18 protein-coding genes are annotated in these 24,012 nt (G+C 66.7%); 12 read left to right on the top strand and 6 right to left on the bottom strand.

The window, feature by feature from the left end; translation table 11 throughout:
* Positions 1 to 162: 162 nt before the first annotated feature.
* Positions 163 to 7,563: a beta strand repeat-containing protein gene (locus tag QN239_RS28320; RefSeq protein ID WP_499015373.1), complete on the top strand. Its 7,401-nt coding sequence runs from the start codon at positions 163 to 165 to the stop codon at positions 7,561 to 7,563.
* Here the strand turns inward: QN239_RS28320 and QN239_RS28315 are convergent.
* The gene (locus QN239_RS28315; RefSeq protein WP_499015370.1) at positions 7,556 to 9,574 is read right to left on the bottom strand and encodes a prolyl oligopeptidase family serine peptidase; all 2,019 of its coding nucleotides are present in this window, start codon (positions 9,572 to 9,574) and stop codon (positions 7,556 to 7,558) included. The genes QN239_RS28320 and QN239_RS28315 overlap by 8 nt on opposite strands.
* A gap of 33 nt (positions 9,575 to 9,607) precedes the next feature.
* Between QN239_RS28315 and QN239_RS28310 the strand changes: the two genes are divergently transcribed.
* On the top strand, positions 9,608 to 10,090 hold the full coding sequence (locus tag QN239_RS28310; protein ID WP_499015368.1) for a DUF779 domain-containing protein: 483 nt from the start codon (positions 9,608 to 9,610) through the stop codon (positions 10,088 to 10,090).
* On the opposite strand, the gene QN239_RS28305 is transcribed toward QN239_RS28310, so the two are convergent.
* A complete protein-coding gene (locus tag QN239_RS28305) occupies positions 10,074 to 10,937 on the bottom strand; it encodes a cyclopropane mycolic acid synthase family methyltransferase (protein WP_499015365.1) in 864 nt (287 codons plus the stop codon). The two genes, QN239_RS28310 and QN239_RS28305, sit on opposite strands and share 17 nt — an antisense overlap.
* A 188-nt stretch (positions 10,938 to 11,125) precedes the next feature.
* On the opposite strand from QN239_RS28305, the gene lpdA reads away from it, so the two are divergent.
* Positions 11,126 to 12,520 (top strand): dihydrolipoyl dehydrogenase, encoded by a 1,395-nt coding sequence (gene lpdA, locus QN239_RS28300; RefSeq protein ID WP_499015363.1) that lies wholly within the window; start codon positions 11,126 to 11,128, stop codon positions 12,518 to 12,520.
* Between the two features lie 6 nt (positions 12,521 to 12,526).
* Positions 12,527 to 12,796: a hypothetical protein gene (locus QN239_RS28295; RefSeq protein WP_499015360.1), complete on the top strand. Its 270-nt coding sequence runs from the start codon at positions 12,527 to 12,529 to the stop codon at positions 12,794 to 12,796.
* Between the two features lie 38 nt (positions 12,797 to 12,834).
* On the opposite strand, the gene QN239_RS28290 is transcribed toward QN239_RS28295, so the two are convergent.
* Both QN239_RS28290 and ramB read right to left on the bottom strand, forming a co-directional pair.
* Positions 12,835 to 13,416 (bottom strand): carboxymuconolactone decarboxylase family protein, encoded by a 582-nt coding sequence (locus QN239_RS28290; protein ID WP_499015358.1) that lies wholly within the window; start codon positions 13,414 to 13,416, stop codon positions 12,835 to 12,837.
* Positions 13,413 to 14,852: an acetate metabolism transcriptional regulator RamB gene (ramB, locus tag QN239_RS28285; RefSeq protein WP_167156522.1), complete on the bottom strand. Its 1,440-nt coding sequence runs from the start codon at positions 14,850 to 14,852 to the stop codon at positions 13,413 to 13,415. Before ramB ends, QN239_RS28290 begins: the two co-directional genes overlap by 4 nt.
* Positions 14,853 to 14,916: 64 nt before the next feature.
* On the opposite strand from ramB, the gene QN239_RS28280 reads away from it, so the two are divergent.
* From QN239_RS28280 to QN239_RS28265, 4 genes are all read left to right on the top strand, one after another.
* The gene (locus QN239_RS28280; RefSeq protein ID WP_499015354.1) at positions 14,917 to 15,714 is read left to right on the top strand and encodes an acyl-ACP thioesterase domain-containing protein; all 798 of its coding nucleotides are present in this window, start codon (positions 14,917 to 14,919) and stop codon (positions 15,712 to 15,714) included.
* A gap of 274 nt (positions 15,715 to 15,988) precedes the next feature.
* Positions 15,989 to 17,275 (top strand): isocitrate lyase, encoded by a 1,287-nt coding sequence (gene aceA, locus QN239_RS28275; RefSeq protein WP_090360404.1) that lies wholly within the window; start codon positions 15,989 to 15,991, stop codon positions 17,273 to 17,275.
* Between the two features lie 140 nt (positions 17,276 to 17,415).
* The gene (locus QN239_RS28270; RefSeq protein ID WP_090360401.1) at positions 17,416 to 18,270 is read left to right on the top strand and encodes a 3-hydroxybutyryl-CoA dehydrogenase; all 855 of its coding nucleotides are present in this window, start codon (positions 17,416 to 17,418) and stop codon (positions 18,268 to 18,270) included.
* A gap of 118 nt (positions 18,271 to 18,388) precedes the next feature.
* Positions 18,389 to 19,261, top strand: a complete 873-nt coding sequence (locus tag QN239_RS28265; protein WP_090360400.1) for a cyclopropane mycolic acid synthase family methyltransferase — start codon at positions 18,389 to 18,391, stop codon at positions 19,259 to 19,261.
* Positions 19,262 to 19,344: 83 nt separating this feature from the next.
* Here the strand turns inward: QN239_RS28265 and QN239_RS28260 are convergent, their stop codons facing one another.
* Both QN239_RS28260 and QN239_RS28255 read right to left on the bottom strand, forming a co-directional pair.
* A complete protein-coding gene (locus QN239_RS28260) occupies positions 19,345 to 20,214 on the bottom strand; it encodes a polyphosphate kinase 2 family protein (RefSeq protein ID WP_499015350.1) in 870 nt (289 codons plus the stop codon).
* A gap of 81 nt (positions 20,215 to 20,295) precedes the next feature.
* Positions 20,296 to 20,988, bottom strand: coding sequence for a TetR/AcrR family transcriptional regulator (locus QN239_RS28255; protein WP_187098205.1), 693 nt, complete (start codon positions 20,986 to 20,988; stop codon positions 20,296 to 20,298).
* 161 nt (positions 20,989 to 21,149) lie between these two features.
* Here QN239_RS28255 and QN239_RS28250 point away from each other — a divergent pair, with 161 nt between their 5' ends.
* From QN239_RS28250 to QN239_RS28235, 4 genes are all read left to right on the top strand, one after another.
* A complete protein-coding gene (locus QN239_RS28250) occupies positions 21,150 to 22,424 on the top strand; it encodes a DUF445 domain-containing protein (protein WP_499015348.1) in 1,275 nt (424 codons plus the stop codon).
* Between the two features lie 83 nt (positions 22,425 to 22,507).
* The gene (locus QN239_RS28245; RefSeq protein ID WP_499015345.1) at positions 22,508 to 23,008 is read left to right on the top strand and encodes a helix-turn-helix domain-containing protein; all 501 of its coding nucleotides are present in this window, start codon (positions 22,508 to 22,510) and stop codon (positions 23,006 to 23,008) included.
* Positions 23,009 to 23,026: 18 nt separating this feature from the next.
* Entirely contained in the window at positions 23,027 to 23,680 is a 654-nt protein-coding gene (locus tag QN239_RS28240) for a heparin-binding hemagglutinin (protein ID WP_499015342.1), read from the top strand.
* 40 nt (positions 23,681 to 23,720) lie between these two features.
* On the top strand, positions 23,721 to 24,002 hold the full coding sequence (locus QN239_RS28235) for a DUF2516 family protein (protein ID WP_181953104.1): 282 nt from the start codon (positions 23,721 to 23,723) through the stop codon (positions 24,000 to 24,002).
* The last annotated feature ends 10 nt before the right edge of the window (positions 24,003 to 24,012 follow it).

Here is a 24,012-nt window from a genome sequence, read left to right as displayed (position 1 = left end):
CTTTGCTCGTCGAACCGATCAGCAGGCACGTAGCTGGTAGGGGCCCGTTCGCGACCGTGTGCACGTCCACGCGAGTCGTGTCGGGACCATGTAATTCCAGCAATTTGACGCTAGGGATATTTTCAGGCATTACCCTGTAGCGACATAGCTAGCTGTGCCCTGGTGCCCGCTGCGATCTGGACGTTGGGAGTTGTGGTGGGTGCTGGGCGATTCGTGGGCCGCGTCGGCGGTCTCGCGGTGGCGCTGGGCGTCGGCGCGGCGGTATCCCTGGGTCAGGGGACCGCATGGGCAGATGACACGGCCACAAGCGGCACGGAATCCAGTGGCACAGCCGGGCCCTCGGAGTCCTCCGGTGGCACGGTCAAGAACCCTGACACCAGCGCGAACGCCCCGGCCGCAGACTCCACCACCGACACCAAGGCCGGCGACGAGCCCGCGACGAAGGCCGCGACGGGCACATCGCACAAGCGCAAGAAGCCGCCCGCTGCAGAGCCGAAGCGGGAGACCGCCGACGCGCCCAGATCGTCGGTGACGTCGCGGCCGGTCCGTCACGAAGACGACGATGACGCCACCCCGGCGAAGAGTGTGCAGACGACGCCGGTCGCGGTGAGCGCGACAGCCCCGTCGACCGCCGCGCCGGCGGCGCAGGTGGCACCGGCCGCTGCGGTGGTGGCGGAGTCGGTCGGGGTGGTCTCGGGGGCGGTGGTGGATTCGTCGCTGTTGGGTGGCGTACCGGCGGGCCCCCTGGTCAACTCGCCGTTGCTGTGGGTGGCCGCGGCGGCCTCCCGGCGTGAGTTCGGTGCCGACGACGGTGCGGACACCGAGGCCGAAGCCGAGACCACGGCGAAAGCCGCCCTGGCACTGGCGACCGCCGCGACCGACAACCACAGTCCGACGCTGGGCACGCCCACCGTGGGAACGCCGAATGCCACCACCGGAGTCGTCACCGGTTCGGTCAAAGGCGCCGATGCCGACAAGGACGCGTTGACCTATTCGGCGCCGGCGACCAGCACCAAGGGTGGCACCGTGGTGGTCAACGCGACGACGGGCGCCTTCACCTACACCCCGACGGTCGCCATCCGGCATGCCGCCGCGGTGACCGGGGCGACGACGGCGGACAAGACCGACACGTTCACCATCACCGTGTCCGACGGGTTCGGCGGGACGGCGGACAAACTCGTCACCGTCGCGGTGAAGCCGATCAACGCGGCGCCGACGGCATCGCCGACGGTGAACGCCCCGGACGGTTCGGGTGTGGTGACGGGCAGCCTCGGTGTGGCCGATGGTGATTCGGATGGCTTGACGTTCAAGGCGGCCCCGAAGAAGGGGACGGTGACGTTCGCCCAAGATGGGTCGTTCACCTATACCGCCTCGGATGCGGCGCGGCACGCTGCGGCGGTGCCCGGCGCGAACGGATGGGTGACGACCGAGACCTTCGCGGTGACGGTCACCGACGGTCACGGTGGGACGGTGACCAGGAACGTGAAGGTCGCGATCGCGCCGGCCGATGCGAATCCGGAGATCTCCACCGTGACCGCGGGGTCGCCGAACACCAAAGGCGTGGTGTCGGGCCAGATCTCGGCCACCGATGCCGACAACGACACCTTGACCTACAAAGGAACTTCCACGGTCAACGGCAAGGTGGTGGTGAACGCCAAGACCGGCATCTTCACCTACACCCCGACCGCGGCGGCCCGGCACGCCGCCGCAGGGGGCGGCGTTACCTCGGAGGCCATCACGCTGACGGTCACCGATGGCCATGGCGGCACCGCGTCACAAACCGTTGTGGTGGACATTCTTCCCTCCAACGCTGCCCCCACGGCCACGGTGTCGGTGGGGAAACCGAATACCACCACCGGAATCGTCACCGGGACAGTCAAGGGCGCTGATGCCGAAAAGGACCCGCTGTCCTATTCCGCGGCGCCGGGGACGTCCAAGGGCACGGTCACCCTGAACGCGAGCACCGGTGCGTTCACCTACACCCCGACCGACGCGGCGCGGCACGCGGCCGCCACCGGTGTCACCGCGGACAAGTCCGACTCGTTCCTCGTGACCATCACCGACACCCACGGTGGGGTCAGCACCAAGACAGTGACGGTATCGATATCGCCGATCAACGCGGTGCCGACGGCGAACGCGTCACCGACGGTGAACGCGCCCGATGGTACGGGTGTGGTGACGGGCACTCTTGGTGTGGCCGATGGCAATTCGGATGCATTGACCTTCACGGCCACCCCGAAGAAGGGGACGGTGACCTTCGCGCAGGACGGGTCGTTCACCTACACGGCGTCGGATGCGGCACGGCATGCGGCGGCCGCCACCGGGGCGCTCGCCGCGGTCAAGACCGAGACGTTCACCGTGACGGTCACCGACGGGCACGGCGGGACGCTGACCAAGAGCGTGAAGGTCGCGATCGCGCCGGCCAATGCCAATCCGGTGATCGGCGATGTCACTGTGGGCGTGCCCAATTCGGCAACCGGGGTGGTGTCGGGCCAGATCTCGGCCACCGATGCCGATAACGACGCGCTGACCTACAGCGGTGCGTCCACGGCCAACGGCAAGGTGGTGGTGAACGCCAAGACCGGCGCCTTCACCTACACCCCGACCGCCGCGGCGCGCCATGCGGCGGTAGGTAACCCGGCGGCGAGCGACACCGTCACGGTGACCGTGACCGACGGCTACGGAGGTACCGCCACCAAAAACGTTGTGGTGAGCATCCTTGCGGACAATCTGCCACCCACCGTCGGCGTGTCGGTGAACCAGCCGGACACCGCGACGGGTGTCGTCACCGGCAAGGTGACCGGCACGGATCCCGACAACGATGTGCTGACCTACAGCGCTCCCGCGAACACCGTCAAAGGCGCGGTGAGCGTCAATGCGGCGACGGGGACATTCACCTACACCCCGACCAATGATGCGCGGCATGCCGCGGCCGTCGCCGGGGCGCCGGCCGCGGACAAATCAGACACCTTCAATGTCATGGTCAGTGACGGCAAAGGCAACGTCGTCGCGGTGGCCGTCACCGTGGCGATCGCGCCGGACAGGGCCAACTCCGCGCCGACGAATCTCACTGCCACTGTCACAGAACAGAATCCGACCTCGGGAGCGGTGACGGGCACGCTCTCGGCCACCGATGCCGACGGCGATACGCTGACCTATACCGGCCCGGCAACCACACCCAAGGGCACACTGACCATCGTGGGTGGCACCTTCACCTACACCCCGACGGCGGCAGCCCGGCATGCGGCGGCTTCGCCGACGGCGACGGACGCGGACAAGACCGACAGCTTCACCGTGACGGCGACCGACGAGCTCGGTGCCGGCACATCGACCACGGTCACGGTGGCGATCCTGCCCGCCGACACCGCGCCGACGCTGTCGGTGACGACGGGTTCCCCGGACTCTTCGACCGGTGTGGTGACCGGGACGGTCTCGGGGGTCGATGCCGATGGTGACGTACTCCAATACTCGGCTCCGGCAAGCACTTCCAAGGGTACGGTCACGATCGACGCGTCGACCGGTGCCTTCACCTACACCCCGACGGCGGCGGCCCGGCACGCGGCGGCGTCGGTTTCCGGGACCGACGCGACCGACAGCTTCACGGTCACGGTCACCGATGGTTACGGGGCCAGCGTGCCGGTCACGGTGACGGTGAACATCGTGGCCACCAATACCGCGCCGACGCTGTCGGTGACGACGGGCTCGCCCAATTCCACCACCGGGGTGGTCACCGGCAAGGTCACCGGCACCGACGCCAACGGTGACACGCTGACCTACTCCGCACCCGCGTCAACCAGCAAGGGCACCATCACGATCGACCCGTCGACCGGGGCGTACATCTACACCCCGACGGATGCGGCGCGGCACGCCGCGGCCTCTCCCACCGCGACCACCGCCGTCAAGTCGGACAGTTTCACGGTCACCGTCACCGACGGGTACGGGGCCAGTGTGCCGATGACGGTCACCGTGTCGATTCAGCTGGCCAACACCGCACCGACCTTGTCGGTGACGACGGGTGCACCCGACACCTCCACGGGTGTGGTCACCGGGACCGTCGCCGGAACGGACGCCGACGGCGACACCCTCAAATACGCCGGACCCACCAGCACGTCCAAGGGCAGCATCAACATCAATGCCACCACCGGTGCCTTCACCTACACCCCGACGGCGGCCGCCCGGCACAAGGCGAGCGCACTGACCGCGACCGACGCCGACAAGGCCGACAGCTTCACCGTGACGGCGACCGACGGCTTCGGGGCGAGTGTCACCACCACCGTGTCGGTGAGCGTTCAGCCCGCCAACGCCGCACCGACGGCCACGGCGACGGTGGGCACGCCGAACACCACGACCGGCGTGGTGACCGGCAAGGTCACCGGCACCGACGCCAACAGCGACACGCTGACCTACTCCGCGCCCGCGTCGACCGGCAAGGGCACCATCACGATCAATGCGTCGACGGGTGCGTACACCTACACCCCGACGGCGGCGGCCCGGCACGCGGCGGCCTCGACGACGGCGACCGCAGCCGACAAAGCCGACAGCTTCACGGTCACGTTGACCGACGGTTACGGCGCGAGCGTCCCGATCACCCTCTCGGTGACCGTGCGGCCCGCCAACACCGCGCCGACGCTGTCGGTGACGACGGGCTCACCCGATACCTCGACAGGTGTGGTGGCCGGCACCGTCACCGGCACGGATGCCGACACCGACACGCTGACCTACGCCGCGCCCGCATCAACCACCAAGGGCGCCATCACCATTGACGCCAGCACGGGTGCGTTCACCTACACCCCGACCGCGGCGGCCCGCCATGCCGCATCGTCGACGACGGCGACCGCCGCCGCCAAGGCCGACAGCTTCACCGTGACGGTGACCGACGGCTTCGGGGCCACCGTCACCACCACGGTGTCGGTGAGCATCGCGCCCGTCAATACCGCGCCCACGGCGACGGTGACGACGAATACGCCGAACGCCACCACCGGTGCGGTGACCGGCACGGTGTCGGGCACCGACCCCAACGGGGACACCCTGAAGTACGCCGCCGCGGGTGCCTCCAAGGGCACCGTCACGATCAACGCCACCACGGGTGCGTTCACCTTCACCCCGACCGCGGCGGCCCGGCACGCGGCGGCGTCGGTCACGGCGACCACCGAGAAGACCGATACCTTCACCGTGACCGTCACCGACGGGTACGGCGCCAGTGTGCCGGTCACGGTGACGGTGAACATCGTGGCGGCCAACACCGCGCCGACGGTGACGGTGACCAAGGGCGCCCCGGACACCTCGACCGGTGTGGTCACCGGTAAGGCGACCGGCACCGACGCCAACGGCGACGTACTCCAATACTCTTCTCCGGCAAGCACTTCCAAGGGCACCGTCACCATCGACGCGTCGACCGGCACCTTCACCTACACCCCGACGGCGGCGGCGCGACACGCGGCGGCCGCGCTGACGGCGACCACGGCCGACAAGGCCGACAGCTTCACCGTCACCGTGACCGACGGATTCGGCGGCACCGCCACCACCACGGTGTCGGTGAGCATCCAGCCCGCCAACAGCGCACCGACCCTTTCGGTGACCACCGGGTCGCCCAACGCGACCACCGGCGTGGTGACCGGGACGGTGTCGGGTGCCGACCCCGACGGCGACCCGCTGACCTATACCGCGCCCGCATCCACCAGCAAGGGCACCGTCACGGTCAATGCCTCGACCGGTGCGTTCACCTACACCCCGACCGAGGCGGCCCGACTCCTGGCGGCGGCGGGCAGCGCCACCGCCGCGGACAGACAAGACACCTTGACGGTCACCGTCAAGGACGGATACGGCGGCACCACGGCCATCAGCGTCACCGTCGACATCGCGCCGGTGACACGGACCGCGACAACCGTGGGCACCATCACCGTCAACGGCGTCGCCCACGACGCGTACTTCAGCGCCGACGGCACCCGTGCCGTCGTGGTCACCAAGGCGGCCGCCGGCGGGGTCGTCGCCTTCTCGGTCGTCAACACCGTCACCGGTGCCAAGGTCGGGAACTTCATCACCCTCTCGGGTACCGCGCCGAGCTTCGTGGCGTTCAGCGCCGACGGCACCCGCGCGGTCATCGCCACCAGCGACGACTACTCCAAGAACGTGCGGGTCGCGATCCTCGACGTCGCGACCGGTGCACAGGTCGGCACCACCTACACCTCCTCGAACTACTTGGGGGACAAGGCGGTCGGCCCGGCAGTCCAGACGAATGCCGATGGTAGCCGCGTGGCCGTGGCGACCACCGGACTGTCCGGTGACGCCAAACCGTCCGGCCGGCTGGTCCTGATCAACACCGCGACGGGCGCGCTCGTCTACGACACCGGTCAGGTCGTGGGTACCGCGGCCTCGTCGTTCAGCGCCGACGGATCCCGGGCCGCCGTCGTCACCGGCGGGCAGATCGGCGGCGTCAGCGCGGCCACGACCATCACCGTCGTGAACGTGGCGACGGGCGCCACGATCGGTGCGCCGCTCACCCGGGCCGCTGCGTCCGCGACGACCTACAACAGCTCCACCCTGGCCACTCTCAACGCCGATGGTTCCAAGATCGTCGTCACCGATTTCGTGCAGACCAGCGACACCGGCCTGAGCTACAAGGTCTCGGTGTACAACGCCGGCGGCAGCCAGATCGGGGCCGGTTTCACGGTCTCGTCCTACGCACCGGTGGCACGGGCCCAGTTCAGCGCCGATGGCAGCCGGGCGGTGCTGACCTCGCAGGGAATCGACGGCAGCTCGCAGACCGACGTCTTCCGGGCCGGCCTGGTGGTGGTCAACATGACCACCGGTGCGCAGGTGGGTTCGGTGATCCAGACCAGCGGATGGCCTTCCGGTTCAGGGGATTCGAAGAGTTCCTACGACCGGCTGGTACTCAACTCGGCCGGCACCCGGGCGGTGCTGGTGGCCCAGGCGGCCGACCAGTCGACGACCAGGGTGATGGTGATCGACCTCACCGCGGGCACCCAGGTGGGCAGCACGCTGAGCCTCGACGGCGGCTGGGTCGCCGGCTCCGGCTTGGTGTCGACGGCGCAGTCGAGCAGCGACGGGGCACGCGTGCTGATCGTCGCCAACACCGACAACGGTGACGGCCAGTTCACCACGAGTGCCATCGTCATCGACACGGCCACGGGGACACAGGTATCCGCCGTCGGCAGTACGGCCGACCAACCCGCCGGGATGCAGTTGAATTCCGACGGGACCAGGGTGGTGGTGACCTCGGTGACCGCCGGCGTGACGACGGTGTCGGTGCGCGACGCACTCACCGGCGCACAGGTCGGCGACAGCCTCACGCTGGCCGGCAGCGCCGCCGGGCAGCCTCAGCTCAGCGCGGACGGCACCCGGGTGGTCGTGACCGCGGCCGCGAGCGGCACCACCGCGGTGGCGATCCTCAACACCGTCACCGGCGCGCAGATCGGTACCACGGCCGTGCTGGCCGGGACGCCGGTGAACCCCGCGCGGATCAGCGCCGACGGCAGCTACGTCGTCGCGTCCGCCTCGACGAGTGCGGGACCCACCAAGGTGACCGTGATCCAGATCAGCTGAGCGTCCGCCACAGGTAGGAGTAGATCAGCGCCGCCCGGAACGCCGCCTGCGAGTTGTCGGCCGCGCCGCCGTGCCCGCCCTCGATGTTCTCGTAGTAGCTCACCGGGTGGCCCGCTGCCTCCAGTGCGGCGGTCATCTTCCGGGCATGCCCGGGGTGCACCCGGTCATCGCGGGTGGAGGTGGTGATCAGGATCGGCGGATAGCTGCGGTCTGCCGAAATATTCTGGTACGGAGAGTATTTGGAGATGAACTCCCAGTCGGCGGGGTCGTCCGGGTTGCCGTACTCGGCGACCCACGACGCGCCGGCCAGCAGCAGATGGAAGCGCTTCATGTCCAGCAGCGGAACGCTGCACACCAGCGCGCCGAACAGCTCGGGGTAGCGCGTCAGCATGATGCCCATCAGCAGTCCGCCGTTGCTGCCGCCCTGGGCGCCCAGGTGGGGCACCGTGGTGATCCCGCGGGCGACCAGGTCGCGCGCCACGGCCGCGAAGTCCTCGTCGACGAGGTGGCGGCCGGCCCGCATCGCCTGGGTGTGCCAGCCCGGCCCGTATTCGCCACCGCCGCGAATGTTGGCCAGCACGTAGGTGCCACCGCGGGCCAGCCACAGCCGGCCCAGCACACCGTCGTAGGCGGGGGTGCGCGACACCTCGAATCCGCCGTACCCGCCCAGCAGGGTCGGGCCGGTGGCGCCCGGCCGCCCCACCACGAAGTAGGGGACCCGGGTGCCGTCGGCGGACACCGCGAAATGCTGGCTCACCTCGATGCCGTCGGCGTCGAAGAAGGCGGGCGCCCGCTTGATCTCGCCGAACGCGCCATCGTGGGATCCGAGCAGCAACCGCGACGGCGTGGTGAATCCGCTTGAGTCCAGGAAGATCTCGTCACCGTACGGATCGGCTCCGGCGATCACGATATTGGTGTTGTCCGGAAGTCCGGGGACGTCGGCGGCTTTCCAGTCGCCCGGGGTGAGGATCTGCACGCGGCTGGCGACATCGGCGAGCGTGACCACGACGAGTTTGTCGCGGGTCCAGGAGTACTGGTGCAGGCAGGTGTGCTGGTCGGGTGTGAACACCACGGCGATATCTGCTGTGCCGTCGAGGAATTCGCGGTAATCGGCGGCCAGCAGTGAGCCGGCGGCATGGCCCTTCCAGTCGGTGCGCAGTTCGATCAGCAACCAGTCCCGGTGCACGGACACCGTCGCGTCGGTGGGCGCGTCGATCGGGATCAGCTCGGCGCCGCGAAGCTCATAGATCTCGTCGTTGAAGAAATCCACCGCCCGGCTGATCAGCGTCCGCTCGAAGCCCGGTGTCCGGTCCACCGATGCGACGACGATCACGTCGGTGCGCTCTCCGGCGTATACCGTCGGGGCGTCGGCCAGATCCTGACCACGCTGCCACCGTTTGACCAGCCGGGCGTAGCCGGAGTCGGTCAGCGAGCCTTCGCCGAAATCCGTGCCGACCAGCACCGTATCCGGGTCCGCCCAGGAGATATGGGTCTTGGCCTCAGGTAGTTCGAACCCGCCGAGTTCAGCGCTGACGAATTCCCTTGTGAACATGTCGAATTCACGAACCACCACGGCGTCGGCGCCGCCACGGGACAAGCTGATCAGCGCGCGTGAATGGTCGGGCTCGATCACCTCGGCGCCCGCCCACACCCAGTTCTCGTCGTCGGCGCGGGCAAGTTCATCGAGGTCGATGACGACATCCCACACCGGCGCTTCGGTGCGGTAGGACTCCAATGTGGTGCGCCGCCACAGTCCGCGCGGGTTGGCCTCATCGCGCCAGAAGTTGTAGAGGTGCTCGCCACGGCGGCGCACGTACGGGATACGGGCGTCGGTGTCGAGGACTTCCAGCGCCTCGGCTCGCATCGCCTCGAACTGCTCACCGGCCAGCGCGGCCAGCGTCGGCTCGTTGTGGGCACGCACCCAGGCCAGCGCGTCGTCGCCGGTGATGTCCTCTAGCCAAAGGTTGAGGTCCGGGGCGAGCGAAGCGACGGGATCTGTTCCAGAACTCATGTGACCTTTCTACCGTGGGCGTAGCGTGGGTACATGACCAGCCGAGCGTTGATCACCACCGAGGCCGCCGATCTGCTCGCCACACTGCAGAAACGCCACGGCGCGTTGATGTTTCACCAGTCCGGCGGCTGTTGCGACGGCTCGTCGCCGATGTGTTACCCGGCCGGTGATTTCGTAGTGGGCGATCGCGACATCCTGCTGGGTGTGCTGGACGTCGGGGACGGCGTGCCGGTGTGGATCTCCGGGCCGCAGTTCGAGGCCTGGCAGCACACCCAGCTGATCATCGATGTGGTACCCGGCCGCGGTGGCGGGTTCAGCCTGGAATCCCCCGAAGGGATGCGTTTCCTGTCCCGCGGCCGGGTCTTCACCGACGAGGAGAACACCGAGCTGGACCGGCAGGCGCCGATCACCGGCGCGCGATACGCCGAGGGGGTGCGCCCCGCCGATGACCGGACCCGGATCGTGGCCGAAGCCGCCGACGCCTGTCCGATGCCGGGAGCTACTTCTCCAGCGTGAACTGATCCACGTCGACCTGGCGGTTGCGGAACAGATCCGCACAACCGGTCAGGTACTTCATGTAGCGGTCGTAGACCTCTTGAGACTGGATGGCGATGGCCTCGTCCCGGTTCGCCTCCAGATTCGCGGCCCAGATGTCGAGCGTCTTGGCGTAGTGCGGCTGCAGCGACTGCACCCGGGTGACCTTGTACCCGGCGGCGGTGGCGTGCTCCTCGACCATCGGCACCGACGGCAACCGGCCACCGGGGAAGATCTCGGTGAGGATGAACTTGATGAACCGGGCCAGCTCGAAGGTGAGCGAAATGCCCAGCTTCTTCGCGTCCGCGGGGTGGATACCGCAGATGGAGTGCAGCATCATCACGCCGTCGGACGGCAGGATCCGGTAGGTCTTCGCGAAGAACTCCGCGTACCGGTCGTGTCCGAAGTGCTCGAAGGCGCCGATGGAGACGATCCGGTCCACGGGTTCGTCGAACTGCTCCCAGCCCTGCAGCAGCACCCGTCGGGTCCGTTCGGTGTCCATGGCATCGAAGCTGCGCTGGACGTGCGCGGCCTGGTTCTTCGACAACGTCAGTCCGATGACGTTGACGTCGTATTTCTCCACCGCGCGCCGTGCCGTGGCGCCCCACCCGCAGCCGATGTCCAGCAGCGTCATACCGGGCTGTAGACCCAGCTTGCCCAGCGACAGGTCGATCTTGGCCAGCTGGGCTTCTTCCAGGGTCATATCGTCGCGCTCGAAATAAGCACAGCTATACGTTTGGGTGGAGTCCTGGAAGAGCCGGAAGAAATCGTCGGACAGGTCGTAGTGTGCCTGTACGTCTTCGAAATGAGGTTTGAGTTGTTCGGGCATGGGCCATCGGCCTTTCGCTTGCGTGCGTTCTGGGATACCCGCCGATCACCTCTTTGAACCAGATAAGCATCCCCCGGAAAATCCCCTCCCGCAGCATTCGTAGCTGGTTCAGGTGCGGATGGGAGCGACTTCGCAGAACCGGGGTCGGTCTCGTGCCGACCGGGACGCCGCCCCGATAGGGTGATGGCGTGACCCACTATGACGTCGTCGTACTCGGAGCTGGCCCCGGCGGATACGTCGCGGCCATCCGCGCTGCCCAACTCGGCCTGAACACCGCCATCGTCGAACCGAAGTACTGGGGTGGCGTGTGCCTGAACGTCGGGTGCATTCCGTCCAAGGCGCTGCTGCGCAATGCCGAACTGGCCCACATCTTCAGCAAGGAAGCCAAGACCTTCGGTATCAGCGGGGAGGTGAGCTTCGACTACGGCGCCGCCTTCGACCGCAGTCGTAAGGTTGCCGACGGCCGCGTCGCCGGTGTGCACTTCCTGATGAAGAAGAACAAGATCACCGAGATCCACGGTTACGGCAAGTTCACCGACGCCCACACCGTGGTTGTCGACCTCAACGAGGGCGGGACCGAGACGGTCACCTTCGACAACGCGATCATCGCGACCGGGTCGTCCACCCGGCTGGTCCCGGGGACCTCGCTGAGCGAGAACGTCGTCACCTACGAGAGCCAGATCCTCTCGCGGGAGCTGCCCGGCTCGATCATCATCGCCGGCGCCGGTGCCATCGGCATGGAGTTCGCCTACGTCTTGAAGAACTACGGCGTCGACGTCACCATCGTCGAATTCCTGCCGCGGGCGCTGCCCAACGAGGACGCCGAGGTGTCCAAGGAGATCGAGAAGCAGTACAAGAAGCTCGGCGTGAAGATCCTCACCGGCACCAAGGTCGAGTCCATCACCGATGACGGCTCGACGGTCACCGTCGCGGTCAGCAAGGACGGCAAGAGCGAGGAGCTCAAGGCCGACAAGGTGCTGCAGGCCATCGGTTTCGGGCCGAATGTCGAGGGTTTCGGCCTGGAGAACACCGGTGTCGCGCTGACCGAGCGCAAGGCCATCGCCATCGACGACTACATGCGCACCAACGTGGGCCACATCTACGCCATCGGTGACGTGACCGCGAAGTTGCAGCTGGCCCATGTCGCCGAGGCGATGGGTGTGGTCGCCGCCGAGACGATCGCAGGTGCCGAGACGCTGGCCTTCGGGGACTACCGGATGATGCCGCGGGCCACCTTCTGTCAGCCGCAGGTGGCCAGCTTCGGGCTCACCGAGCAGCAAGCCCGTGACGAGGGCTATGACGTCGTCGTCGCGAAGTTCCCGTTCACCGCCAACGGCAAGGCGCACGGCCTGGCCGACCCGACCGGCTTCGTCAAACTGGTCGCCGACAAGAAACACCTCGAGCTGCTCGGTGGCCACCTCATCGGCCCCGACGTCTCCGAGCTGCTGCCCGAGCTGACGCTGGCGCAGAAGTGGGATCTGACCGCCAACGAGCTGGCCCGCAACGTGCACACGCATCCGACCCTGTCGGAGGCGCTGCAGGAGTGCTTCCACGGCCTTACCGGCCACATGATCAACTTCTGATCGCCGGTGCGCGAGAGGGTAGTCGCCGCCATCGGCGGGCTGGTGATCGGCCACGTCCTGTGGCTGCTCGCCATCACCGCGGCGATCAACACCAGTGACGTGAGTTTCTGGGTGCTGATCGTCTCGGTGGTGATCATCGGCCTGTCGGCCGGCATCGGGGTGATGGGCCTGCGGGCGTACCGACGCAAGCAGCAGGTGCGGACGGCGTTCCTCTGGGCGCTGCCGATCGCCCCGGTGTTGATGACGATCGCGGTGCTCGGGGTTACGTATCTATAACCCCGGGTCGCTGCGCTCCTGCCCGCCGGATCCTCTAGCTAGTCCGGGAAGTCCAGCGGGATCCGCAGCGTCGCCATGGTCGCTGCCAGCGCATCGTATTGCCCTGCGAGCGTGCAGAATTCGATGATCTGGGCGCGGTTGTACAGCTTGGCCAACGCGGTCCACGTCTCGGTGGACATGGACCGGGTGATCACGAACTCGTCGGTCGCGGTGACCAGCACCCGCTGCCGGGCGGTGAGCCCGTCGGCGTCCGGGCCCTCGAAGATCGCGGCTTGCGTGGCGGCATCCAGACCGCGGCTGCGCGCCAGCCTGCGGTGCTGCTGCAACTCGTACTCGCTGTCGCGTAGATGCCCCACCCGCAGGATGACCACCTCGGCGTCCTGGCGGGACAACTTGCCGGCGTAGAGCAGATACCCGGAGAACGGCAGCCAGGCCAGGAACAGCAACCGGTGCTGGCCGAGCACGTTGAACAGGTGGAACTTCGGTGCCCGGATTCCGCGTGCACCGGCCTTCGCGATCACCCAGTTGACCGGGCCGAGTTCCCGGAATCCGCCGGGTGGGATTCGGGCGGGCATCGGAGCGGGGGAGGACTCGGGCGGTGTCAGCTCGGAACCGGTCATGTCTGCTTCACCAGGTAAGGAGACACCGTGCTGCGGTGCTCGTCGAGGTCGAGGGCGCGGCCGAGTGCGGGGAACGCGCGCTGGGGGCAGTTGTCACGCTCGCACACCCGGCACCCGGCGCCGATCGGAATCGCTGCGACGTTGGGGTCACCGGTCAGTTCCAGCCCTTCGGAGTAGACCAGTCGGTGCGCATGACGGAGTTCACAGCCCAAACCGATCGCGAACGTCTTACCCGGCTGACCATAGCGCGACGCGCGGCGCTCGACCGTGCGCGCCACCCACATGTACTGCCGGCCGTCGGGCATCTGGGCGATCTGCACAAGGATCTTGCCCGGGTTGGCGAACGTCTCGTACACGTTCCACAGCGGGCAGGTGCCACCCGAGGACGAGAAATGAAAACCGGTCGCGGACTGGCGTTTCGACATGTTGCCGGCCCGGTCGACGCGCACGAACGACAGCGGCACGCCGCGCATGGACGGCCGCTGCAAGGTGGACAGCCGGTGCGCGATGGTCTCGTAGGACACCGCGTAGTACGCCGACAACCGCTCGACGTCGTAGCGGAACTCCTCGGCCACGGCGTGGAACTGCTGGTACGGCAGCACGGTGGCCGCCGCGAAATAGTTGGCCAGGCCCAGCCGGGCCAGCGTGCGGGACTCGTCGCTGGTGAACTTGCCCTCGTCGACGAGCTTGTCGATGAGGTCGCCGAACTCCAGGTAACCCAGTTCGGCGGCGAGCTTGAAGACGTACTGCCCACTGGCCAGGTGGCTGCCGATCTCCAGCGTGCGGGTGGCGGGATCGAAGCGGTGCAGCACGGTCTCGCCCATGTTCTGCCGCTTGACGATGTGCACCCCGTGCACGGCGGTCAGCCGCGCCGACAGCTCACCGGCCAGATCGGCCCGGTTCATCCGCATCCGGATGGTCAGGTCCTCCGCGGCGGTGTCGAGCTCGTGTAGATAGTTCTGCCGCTGGTAGAAGTAGTCGCGCACCTCTTCGTGGGGCATGGTGATGGACCCCGACCCGGAGCCGCTGCCTCCGACGTTCACCCCGAACCTGTCCTCGGTGGCCGCGGCCAGCTGCGTCGTCGTCAACCGGTAGCGCTGGTGCAGGTTGACCATGGCGCGGGCGATCGCGGGATGGGTGGCCACCAGATCGGCGATCTCGGCGGCGTCGATGTCGATGTCGACATCGCGGTCCATGGTGACCTCGCGCAGTTCGGCGACCAGCCGGGTGTCGTCCTGGGACGCGAAGAAGGTGGCGTCCACCCCGAACACCTCGGTGATCCGCAGCAGCACGGCGACCGTGAGGGGCCGCACGTCGTGTTCGATCTGGTTGAGGTAACTCGGCGAGATCTCCAGCATCTGGGCCAGCGATGCCTGGCTGAAACCGCGTTCGTTTCTTAGTTGGCGGACCCTTGATCCGACGAACGTCTTGGCCACTCGTCCAGGGTAGTGACCATTGCAAAGATTGGCTTTGCATTGTTCGCAGACCAATATGGAAGACATGAGTGGTTTGGCCAAGACGATGATGCCCGTGCCCGACGGCCACCCCGACGTGTTCGATACCTCGTGGTCGCTGCGAATGGCCGATGTGGACCGCGACGGCCGGCTGCGTTTCGACGGTGCCACCCGCCACATCCAGGACGTCGGCCAGGACCAGCTGCGGCAGATGGGTTATGAGGACGTGCACCCGGCGTGGATCGTGCGCCGCACGATGATCGACATCGTCGAGCCCATCGAGTTCCCCGACATCCTGCGGTTGCGCCGGTGGTGTTCGGGGACGTCGACGCGCTGGTGTGAGATGCGGGTGCGCATAGAAGGTAGGCGGTCAGGCCTCATCGAGTCGGAAGCGTTCTGGATCTGCTTCAGCCGCGAGACCCAGAGTCCGGGCCGCATCTCCGATGACTTCCTCGCCGGGCTGCGACGGACGACGGACGTGGACCGGCTGCGGTGGAAGGGGTACCTCAAGGGGGGAGCCCGCGAGGACGCGGTCGCCATCCGGCGCTACCCGGTGCGCGTCACCGATATCGACCTGTTCGACCACATGAACAACTCGGTCTATTGGAGCGTGGTCGAGGACTACCTGGAGACCACTCCGGAACTGCTCTCCGCGCCGCTACGGGTGACCATCGAGCACGACTCGGCGGTGGCACTGGGCGACGACCTGGACATCATGGTGCACGTGTATCCGCCCGGATCGACGGAAAAATTCGGCCCGGAGCTGACGGACCGGACTGTTACAACGCTCACATATGCGGTGGGCGAGGAGACCAAAGCCGTCGCCGCGTTGTTCGCTCGCTGATGGTCCGCCGTTTAACAGTACGGGCGTACTGACCAGCGGCAATTGGCTACCGGTGGGTAGATTCTGAACCGGTTAAGCCGTTCGCGATCTTCGCAATCTTCGCAACTTAACGCGGGGCGTTAGCCAAAATTGGCAACTGAAACGGGTGGACCTGCACATATGCAGTAGGGCATCCTCGGATTAGCACACCCCGCGAGGCCGCGGTGGCATTAACAACCTGAGGGTTGATGGGCCGCAGCGACAGTCGCAACCTGTTAACCCGTTAAGGAGAGCCATGTCCACCGTTGGCACGCCGAAGAGCCCGGAACAGATCCAGCACGATTGGGACCACAACCCCCGCTGGAAGGGCATCACCCGTACCTACACCCCGGCCGACGTCGTCGCGCTGCAGGGCCACGTCGTCGAGGAGAACACCCTCGCCCGCCGCGGCGCCGAGGTGCTGTGGGACCAGCTGCACAACATGGACTTCGTCAACGCCCTCGGTGCGCTGACCGGCAACCAGGCTGTCCAGCAGGTGCGGGCCGGCCTCAAGGCCATCTACCTGTCGGGTTGGCAGGTCGCCGGTGACGCCAACCTGAGCGGTCACACCTACCCCGACCAGAGCCTCTACCCGGCCAACTCGGTGCCGCAGGTCGTGCGCCGCATCAACAACGCGCTGCTGCGCGCCGACCAGATCGCCAAGGTCGAGGGTGACACCTCGGTCGAGAACTGGCTCGCCCCGATCGTCGCCGACGGCGAGGCCGGCTTCGGCGGCGCGCTGAACGTCTACGAGCTGCAGAAGGCGATGATCGCCGCCGGCGTGGCCGGTTCGCACTGGGAAGACCAGCTCGCGTCGGAGAAGAAGTGCGGCCACCTCGGTGGCAAGGTGCTCATCCCGACCCAGCAGCACATCCGTACGTTGACGTCTGCCCGGCTCGCGGCTGACGTGGCTGACGTTCCTACCTTGGTCATCGCCCGCACCGACGCCGAGGCCGCCACGCTGATCACCTCCGATGTGGACGAGCGCGACCGCCCGTTCATCACCGGTGAGCGCACCAACGAGGGCTTCTACCGGGTGCAGAACGGCCTGGAGCCGTGCATCGCGCGTGCCAAGGCCTACGCGCCGTACGCCGACCTCATCTGGATGGAGACCGGTACCCCGGATCTGGAGCTGGCCAAGAAGTTCGCCGAGGGCGTCAAGAGCGAGTTCCCGGACCAGATGCTGTCCTACAACTGCTCGCCGTCGTTCAACTGGAAGCAGCACCTGGACGACTCGACGATCGCGAAGTTCCAGAAGGAGCTCGGCGCGATGGGCTTCAAGTTCCAGTTCATCACGCTGGCCGGCTTCCACGCCCTGAACTACTCGATGTTCGATCTGGCCCACGGCTACGCCCGCAACCAGATGAGCGCCTACGTCGAGCTGCAGGAGCGCGAGTTCGCCGCGGAGGAGCGTGGCTACACCGCCACCAAGCACCAGCGCGAGGTCGGCGCCGGCTACTTCGACCGGATCGCCACCACGGTCGACCCGACCAGCTCGACCACCGCGCTGGCCGGTTCCACCGAAGAGGGTCAGTTCCACTGAGCGAAGCGAAGTGAAACCGACGACCTGAGCCACTGATCCTTCGGTGCCACTCGGCGCCGAGTTACTGAGTTGATAGCGTCAGGCCCCGTCCGCCACCGCGGGCGGGGCCTGACGCCGTATCGGGAGTCTGAGGAGAGCAAGTGAGTATCGAACGCGTGGGCGTGATCGGCGCCGGGCAGATGGGCGGCGGTATCGCCGAGGTATGCGCCAAGGCCGGCGCGCAGGTCGTCGTCTACGAACCTGCTGCCGAATTCCTGGACGCGGGCAAGGCCCGCATCACCGCGTCGCTGGACCGCGCCGCCGCCAAGGGCAAGCTCAGCGCGGAGGACCGTGACGCCGCGCTCGGCCGGTTGACCTTCACCACGAACCTGGCGGATTTCGCCGATCGGCAGCTGGTGATCGAGGCGATCGTCGAGGACGACAAGGTCAAGGCGAAGGTCTTCGCCGAGGTTGACGAGATCGTGACCGACCCGGACGCGGTCCTGGCGTCGAACACCTCCAGCATTCCGATCATGAAGATCGCAGCGGCGACCAAGAATCCGCAGCGGGTGCTGGGCTTGCACTTCTTCAATCCGGTGCCGGTGCTTCCCCTGGTCGAGCTCATCTCGACCCTGGTCACCTCGGACGACGCGCTCAAGCGCACCGAAGAATTCGCTGGCAAAGTGCTGGGTAAGCAGGTCGTGCGCTGCTCGGACCGGTCCGGCTTCGTGGTCAACGCGCTGCTGGTGCCGTATCTGCTCGCCGCCATCCGGATGGTGGAGGCCGGATTCGCCACCATCGAAGACGTCGACAAGGCCGTGGTCGCAGGGTTGTCGCACCCCATGGGTCCGCTGCGGCTCTCGGACCTGGTCGGCCTCGACACGCTGAAGCTGATCGCCGACAAGATGTACGAGGAGTTCAAGGAGCCGCTCTACGGTCCGCCGCCGCTGCTGCTACGCATGGTGGAGGCGGGGCAGTTGGGGAAGAAATCCGGTCAGGGCTTCTACACGTACTAGCGCTGGGAAACATTTAGCCTAGCTAATATGGGGTACCATCGTCGCGTACGGTTCGAAAATGCCTTCGGGGGGTATCCGGGCCGCGGCCGCCAAATCAACAAACGAGGTTATTTTTCGCATGTCAAACGTCGAGTCCGATCTTGCGCCGTACTACGAGGAGTCGCAGTCGATCTACGACATCTCGAATGAGTTCTATGCCCTCTTCCTCGGACCGACCATGGGCTACACCTGTGGTTACTACGAGCGCGAGGATATGAACCTCGAGGAATCGCAGAACGCGAAGTTCGACCTGGCGCTGGGCAAGCTGGGCTTGGAGCCCGGCATGACACTGCTCGACGTCGGCTGTGGCTGGGGCGGCGCGCTGGAGCGGGCGCTGACCAACTACGACGTCAACGTCATCGGCATCACCCTGAGCAAGGAACAGTCCGACTACGCCCGCAAGCGGCTGGCAAAGATCGAGACCAAGCGCAACGTCGAGATCCGGCTGCAGGGCTGGGAAGAGTTCAACGAGCCCGTCGACCGCATCGTGTCGATCGGCGCGTTCGAGGCCTTCAAGCAGGAGCGCTACCCGGTGTTCTTCGAGCGGGCCTACAGCATCCTGCCCGACGACGGCGTCATGCTGCTGCACACCATCCTCGCCCACACGCAACAGTTCTTCCGCGAGAACAACATCAAGCTGACCATCAGCGATCTGAAGTTCATGCGGTTCATCGCCGCGGAGATCTTCCCGGGTGGGCAGCTGCCTGCCGTCGAGGATATCGAGAAGCTGGCCGCCGACTCCGGGTTCGAGCTCAAGCGCACTCACCTGCTGCAGCCGCACTACGCCCGCACGCTGGACATGTGGGCCGCCAACCTGGAGGCCAAGAAGGACGAGGCCATCGCCCTGCAGGGCCAGGAGGTCTACGACCGCTTCATGAAGTACCTGACCGGTTGCGCGGACTTCTTCCGCCGCGGGATCACCAACATCGGCCAGTTCACGCTGGCCAAGTAAGGCTGCTCACCAGAAGGGGCCGACACCACGGTTTCTGACGAGGTTCGTGTCGATTCTCGTCATTTTCCGTGGTCTCGGCGAACCTAGGCCCGCGCCAACCGCTTCTTCTCGGTCTTCACGTCGAAGTCCGGTGGCGGCCAGGCGAAGTTGAACTCCTTGAGCGCCTCGATGAGCAGCTCCAGGATGGCCAGCCGGCTGTACCACTTGCGGTTGCACGGAATCACATGCCAGGGCGCATAGTCGGTCGACGTGCGGTCCAGCATCACCTGATAGGCCTCCTGGTATTTGGGCCACAGCAGCCGCTCGTCGATATCGGCAGGGTTGTACTTCCAGAACTTGTCGGGCCGTTCCAGTCGCTCGGCCAGGCGCTTCTTCTGCTCGTCCAGCGAGACGAACATCGCCACCTTCACGATCTTCGTGCCGCCCTCGACGAGTTCCTTCTCGAACGCGTTGATCTCGTCGTAGCGCGCACCCCACACCTCGGGCGGGACCAGGTTGTGGACGCGCACGATCAGCACGTCCTCGTAGTGTGAACGGTCGAACACCCCGATGTGGCCGGCCGCGGGCAGGGCGTTGCGGATCCGCCACAGATAGTGGTGGGCCAGCTCCTCCTCCGTGGGTTTACCGAAGCTGGCGTAGTCGATTCCCTGCGGATTGCCTGCTCCTACAACATGTTTGACGATGCCGCCCTTGCCCGCGGTATCCATGCCCTGCAGCACCAGCAGCAGTGATCGGGTATCGCCGGCGCGGCTGTTGGCGTACAGCATCTCCTGCAACTCGGCGAAGCGGATATTGCGCTCGGCCTGCAGCACGGGGGCGTCGCGTTTGGAGCCGACGAATCCCGGTGTGGCGTCCGGGTCGATCCCGGTGACCGAGGAGCCGGGCTTGAATTCCAGATGGGTGTGCGGCTCGTGGGTCCACAGCGCCGGGAGGTCGGTGTCACTGGTCGTCACGGCCGGGCTCCCGCCCGTTGCGGTCCTCGCCCGTGCCTGGCTCGCGTTCGCCCTCGGAAAGTCACCCGGCCAGTCAAACAGCTACGCGGGCAATGTGGGCGACGGATGCGCCTGCGAGTTGAACTTCTCCAACGATCCACCGACCTCGACGATCCCGCACAGCGCGCTCCAGGACAGCATCGTCAGATAGTCGATCAGTTCGTCGGTGGTGATCCGCGGGTTGGACATCCAGGAGTGGGTGGACAGCTGGACGCCGCCGACGATCATGAACGCCCACGATTCCACGCCCTGGGTGTCCATACCGTTCAACTGCATGCGGCGGCGCAGCATCACCGCCAGCATGCGGGCGATGATCTGCTCGGAGTCGGCGATGGCCTTCGTCCGGCTGGCCGAATTGTTCGACATGACGAACCGGTAGGTCTCCGGCTCGGCGGCGACGGTGTCGACGTAGACCCGGATGATCTCGCGCACCAGCGCATAGCCGTCGGACGTCGAGGACAGGGCGGCCGCCATGTTCGGGATCAGCGTGGTCTGGGCGAATCGCATCATCACCGCGGTGGTGAGGTCGTTCTTGTCGACGAAGTAGCGGTAAAGCACGGTTTTGGACACGCCGATCTCGGCAGCGATCTCGTCCATGCTGACGTTGCTGCCCCGCTGGCGAATCGCTTCCAGGGTGCCGTCCACGAGCTCATTACGACGGTCAACCTTGTGCTGATGCCAGCGTCGTTTGCGGCCGTCGGTTTTTACCGCTGCCGCCGAGCTCTGCTGTGGCACTGTCGTGAATATCCGTTCACTAGGTCATCTTGATAATACGGTGATTCGGTGCCCTCGGTCGATCGCCGCGGCGCGTCGGCGGCGCGTTAGCGGATGATGGAGGGGTGGCGCACAGACCAGCCCCGGGCCCGCCGTCGCTGACGGCCAGTTTTGCTGCGGCGATGACGGCGGCAGACGCCGGACCGGATGCGAAGGCCGACCGTGAACGCCGCCGCGCGCTGCGGCGGATGAAGGCCGTCGCACTCGGGTTTCTGATCGGCGCGACGGTGATCTTCCTCGCATGTGCGTGGGCCCAATCTCGCGGCGCCGGCAACTGGGTGGGTTACGTCCGGGCCGCCGCCGAAGCCGGGATGGTCGGCGCGCTGGCCGACTGGTTCGCGGTGACCGCGCTGTTCAAGCATCCGCTGGGCATCCCCATCCCGCACACCGCGATCATCAAGCGCAAGAAGGACCAGCTCGGCGAGGGGTTGGGCACCTTCGTCCGGGAGAACTTCATGTCCGCCGAGGTGGTGGCGACGAAGCTGCGCGATGCCGAGATCGCCGGCCGGGTGGGCAAATGGCTGTGCGAGTACAGCCACGCCGAGCGGGTGGCCGCGGAGGCGTCGACCGTGCTGCGGGTGCTGGTCGAGATGCTGCGAGACGAGGACGTCCAGCACGTCCTGGACCGAATGATCGTCAAACGCATCGCCGAGCCGCAGTGGGGACCGCCGGTGGGCCGGGTGCTGTCCGGCCTGCTCGCCGAGCAGCGCCAGGAAGCGCTGCTGCAACTGTTGGCCGACCGGGCGTTCCAGTGGTCGCTGAACGCCGGCGAGGTGATCGAGCGGGTCATCGAGCGTGATTCGCCCACCTGGTCGCCGCGCTGGGTGGACCACCTGGTGGGCGACCGCATCCACCGCGAGCTCATGGACTTCACCGACAAGGTGCGCCGCGACCCCAATCACGAGCTGCGCCGCTCGGCCACGAAGTTCCTGTTCGAATTCGCCGACGACCTGCAGTACGACCAGGCCACCATCGCGCGCGCCGAGAAGGTCAAAGAGCAGATCATGGCGCGCGACGAGGTCACCAAGGCGGCCGAGACGGCGTGGAGTGCCGCCAAGCGCATCGTGCTGGAATCGGTGGACGACCCGTCGTCGGCGCTGCGCACCCGGATCGCGGACTCCGTGGTGCGGGTAGGGGAGTCGTTGCGTGACGACGCCGACCTGCGCGACAAGGTGGACGGCTGGATCATCCGCGCTGCTCAGCACCTGGTTTCGCAGTATGGGACGGAGATCACAGCGATCATCACCGAGACGATCGAGCGCTGGGACGCCGACGAGGCCAGCCGTCGTATCGAACTGCACGTGGGCCGTGACCTGCAGTTCATCCGGATCAACGGCACGGTGGTCGGATCGCTGGCCGGCCTCGTCATCTATTCGGTGGCGCAGCTGATTTTCTGAGCACTGCTAGCAAGTGCTTGCAATAGTTAGCACTCGCTCGTACCGTGGGTTGTGTCAGTGGAACCCGGCGGATGGAGGCTCAGATGTCGCCCGACGACAAGATCGCTTCCGTGGTGAACAACGACAAGATCACGGAAGTCGTGAGCAGCGCGGCATCCGATATCGGCAGCTTCATCCGTGCTCAGCGGGAGGCGGCCCAGGTCTCGGTGCGCCAGCTCGCGGAGAAGGCCGGCGTCAGCAATCCCTACCTCAGTCAGATCGAACGGGGATTACGCAAACCGTCGGCCGATGTGCTCAACCAGATTGCCAAGGCGCTGCGGGTCTCGGCTGAGGTCCTCTATGTGCAGGCCGGGATGCTCGAGCCATCCGAGGGCAGTCAGGTCCGTGACGCGATCATCCGAGATCACGCGATCACCGAGCGGCAGAAGCAGGTGCTGCTCGACATCTACACGTCGTTCTGTCAGCAGAACGAGGCCGAAGCCGAAGCCGAATCCGGCACGCAGGGGGCAGCGGAAGGGGTGACGACCACGCCTGAATCCATGTTTCACGCCATCACATCAGAACCACACACATCACACAGCTGACCTGAAAGGAAACAAATCATGACCGAGAAGACCGAGAAGACCATCGAGGATCTCAAGACTCCGCTGCTCGCCGCCGTGGGTGCCGCCGACCTGGCCCTGGCCACCGTGAACGAGATCGTCGCCACCCTGCGTGAGCGTGCCGAGGATGCGCGCACCGACGCCCAGGGCCGCGTCGAGGAGGGTCGCGCCCGCCTGACCAAACTGCAGGAGGAGCTGCCGACCCAGTTCGACGAGCTGCGCGACAAGCTCAGCACCGAAGAGCTGCGCAAGGCGGCCGAGAAGTACGCCGACGAGGCGCAGACCCGGTACAACAAGCTCGTCGAGCGCGGCGAGGCCGCCCTGGAGCGGCTGCGCAACCAGCCGGCGCTGGAGGAAGCCGCCGCTCGTGTCGAAGAGGTCACCGACCAGGCCGTCGAGCTGACCCAGGACGCGCTGGGCACCGTCGCGTCGCAGACCCGTGCCGTCGGCGAGCGTGCCGCCAAGCTGGTCGGCGTGGAACTGCCCAAGAAGGTCGAGAAGGCTTCCGAGACAGCCACTGCTCCGGTCACCGCCGCGCCCGCCAAGAAGGCCGCGCCCGCCAAGAAGGCCCCGGCCAAGAAGGCTGCGCCCGCCGCCTCGACGGCCACCCCGGCCGCCAAGAAGGCCCCGGCCAAGAAGGTCACTCAGAAGTAGGTTCGACGTTCTGATGGCACCCGCCTAGGCTGCACGTGTGATGCTTGCAGACCTGGCGGGTGCCATTATGTTTGTGCTGGTCGGGATCGTCGCCCTGGTCGGCGTGTATTCATTCGTCCACGCGGCCATCCAGCGGCCCGACGCGTATACGGCCACCGGCAAGCTCACGAAGCCGGTGTGGTTGCTCATTCTCGGTGCGGGCGTGCTGCTCGCGCTGCTGATGCGCGATGCGTTCGGCGCCGCGATCTGCGCGTGCGCGGCGGGTGTGTACCTCGTGGACGTCCGGCCGAAAATTCTTGAGATCCAGGGAAAGTCGCGCTGACCCCCGACGA

Source organism: Mycolicibacterium sp. Y3 (assembly GCF_051188035.1).
Taxonomy (GTDB): Bacteria; Actinomycetota; Actinomycetes; order Mycobacteriales; family Mycobacteriaceae; genus Mycobacterium; species Mycobacterium fluoranthenivorans.
The sequence above is the reverse complement of the archived record's forward strand: the minus strand, read 5'-3'. Positions and strand labels throughout refer to the sequence as shown.

Excerpts from the sequence above, each read along its gene's own strand:
- aceA (WP_090360404.1), top strand. The coding sequence starts at position 15,989 with ATGTCCACCGTTGGCACGCCGAAGAGCCCGGAACAGATCCAGCACGAT.
- QN239_RS28290 (WP_499015358.1), bottom strand. The coding sequence starts at position 13,416 with ATGACCGGTTCCGAGCTGACACCGCCCGAGTCCTCCCCCGCTCCGATG.
- QN239_RS28250 (WP_499015348.1), top strand. The coding sequence starts at position 21,150 with ATGACGGCGGCAGACGCCGGACCGGATGCGAAGGCCGACCGTGAACGC.
- QN239_RS28305 (WP_499015365.1), bottom strand. The coding sequence starts at position 10,937 with ATGCCCGAACAACTCAAACCTCATTTCGAAGACGTACAGGCACACTAC.
- QN239_RS28310 (WP_499015368.1), top strand. The coding sequence starts at position 9,608 with ATGACCAGCCGAGCGTTGATCACCACCGAGGCCGCCGATCTGCTCGCC.
- QN239_RS28240 (WP_499015342.1), top strand. The coding sequence starts at position 23,027 with ATGACCGAGAAGACCGAGAAGACCATCGAGGATCTCAAGACTCCGCTG.
- QN239_RS28315 (WP_499015370.1), bottom strand. The coding sequence starts at position 9,574 with ATGAGTTCTGGAACAGATCCCGTCGCTTCGCTCGCCCCGGACCTCAAC.
- QN239_RS28235 (WP_181953104.1), top strand. The coding sequence starts at position 23,721 with ATGCTTGCAGACCTGGCGGGTGCCATTATGTTTGTGCTGGTCGGGATC.
- QN239_RS28245 (WP_499015345.1), top strand. The coding sequence starts at position 22,508 with ATGTCGCCCGACGACAAGATCGCTTCCGTGGTGAACAACGACAAGATC.
- QN239_RS28280 (WP_499015354.1), top strand. The coding sequence starts at position 14,917 with ATGAGTGGTTTGGCCAAGACGATGATGCCCGTGCCCGACGGCCACCCC.
- QN239_RS28265 (WP_090360400.1), top strand. The coding sequence starts at position 18,389 with ATGTCAAACGTCGAGTCCGATCTTGCGCCGTACTACGAGGAGTCGCAG.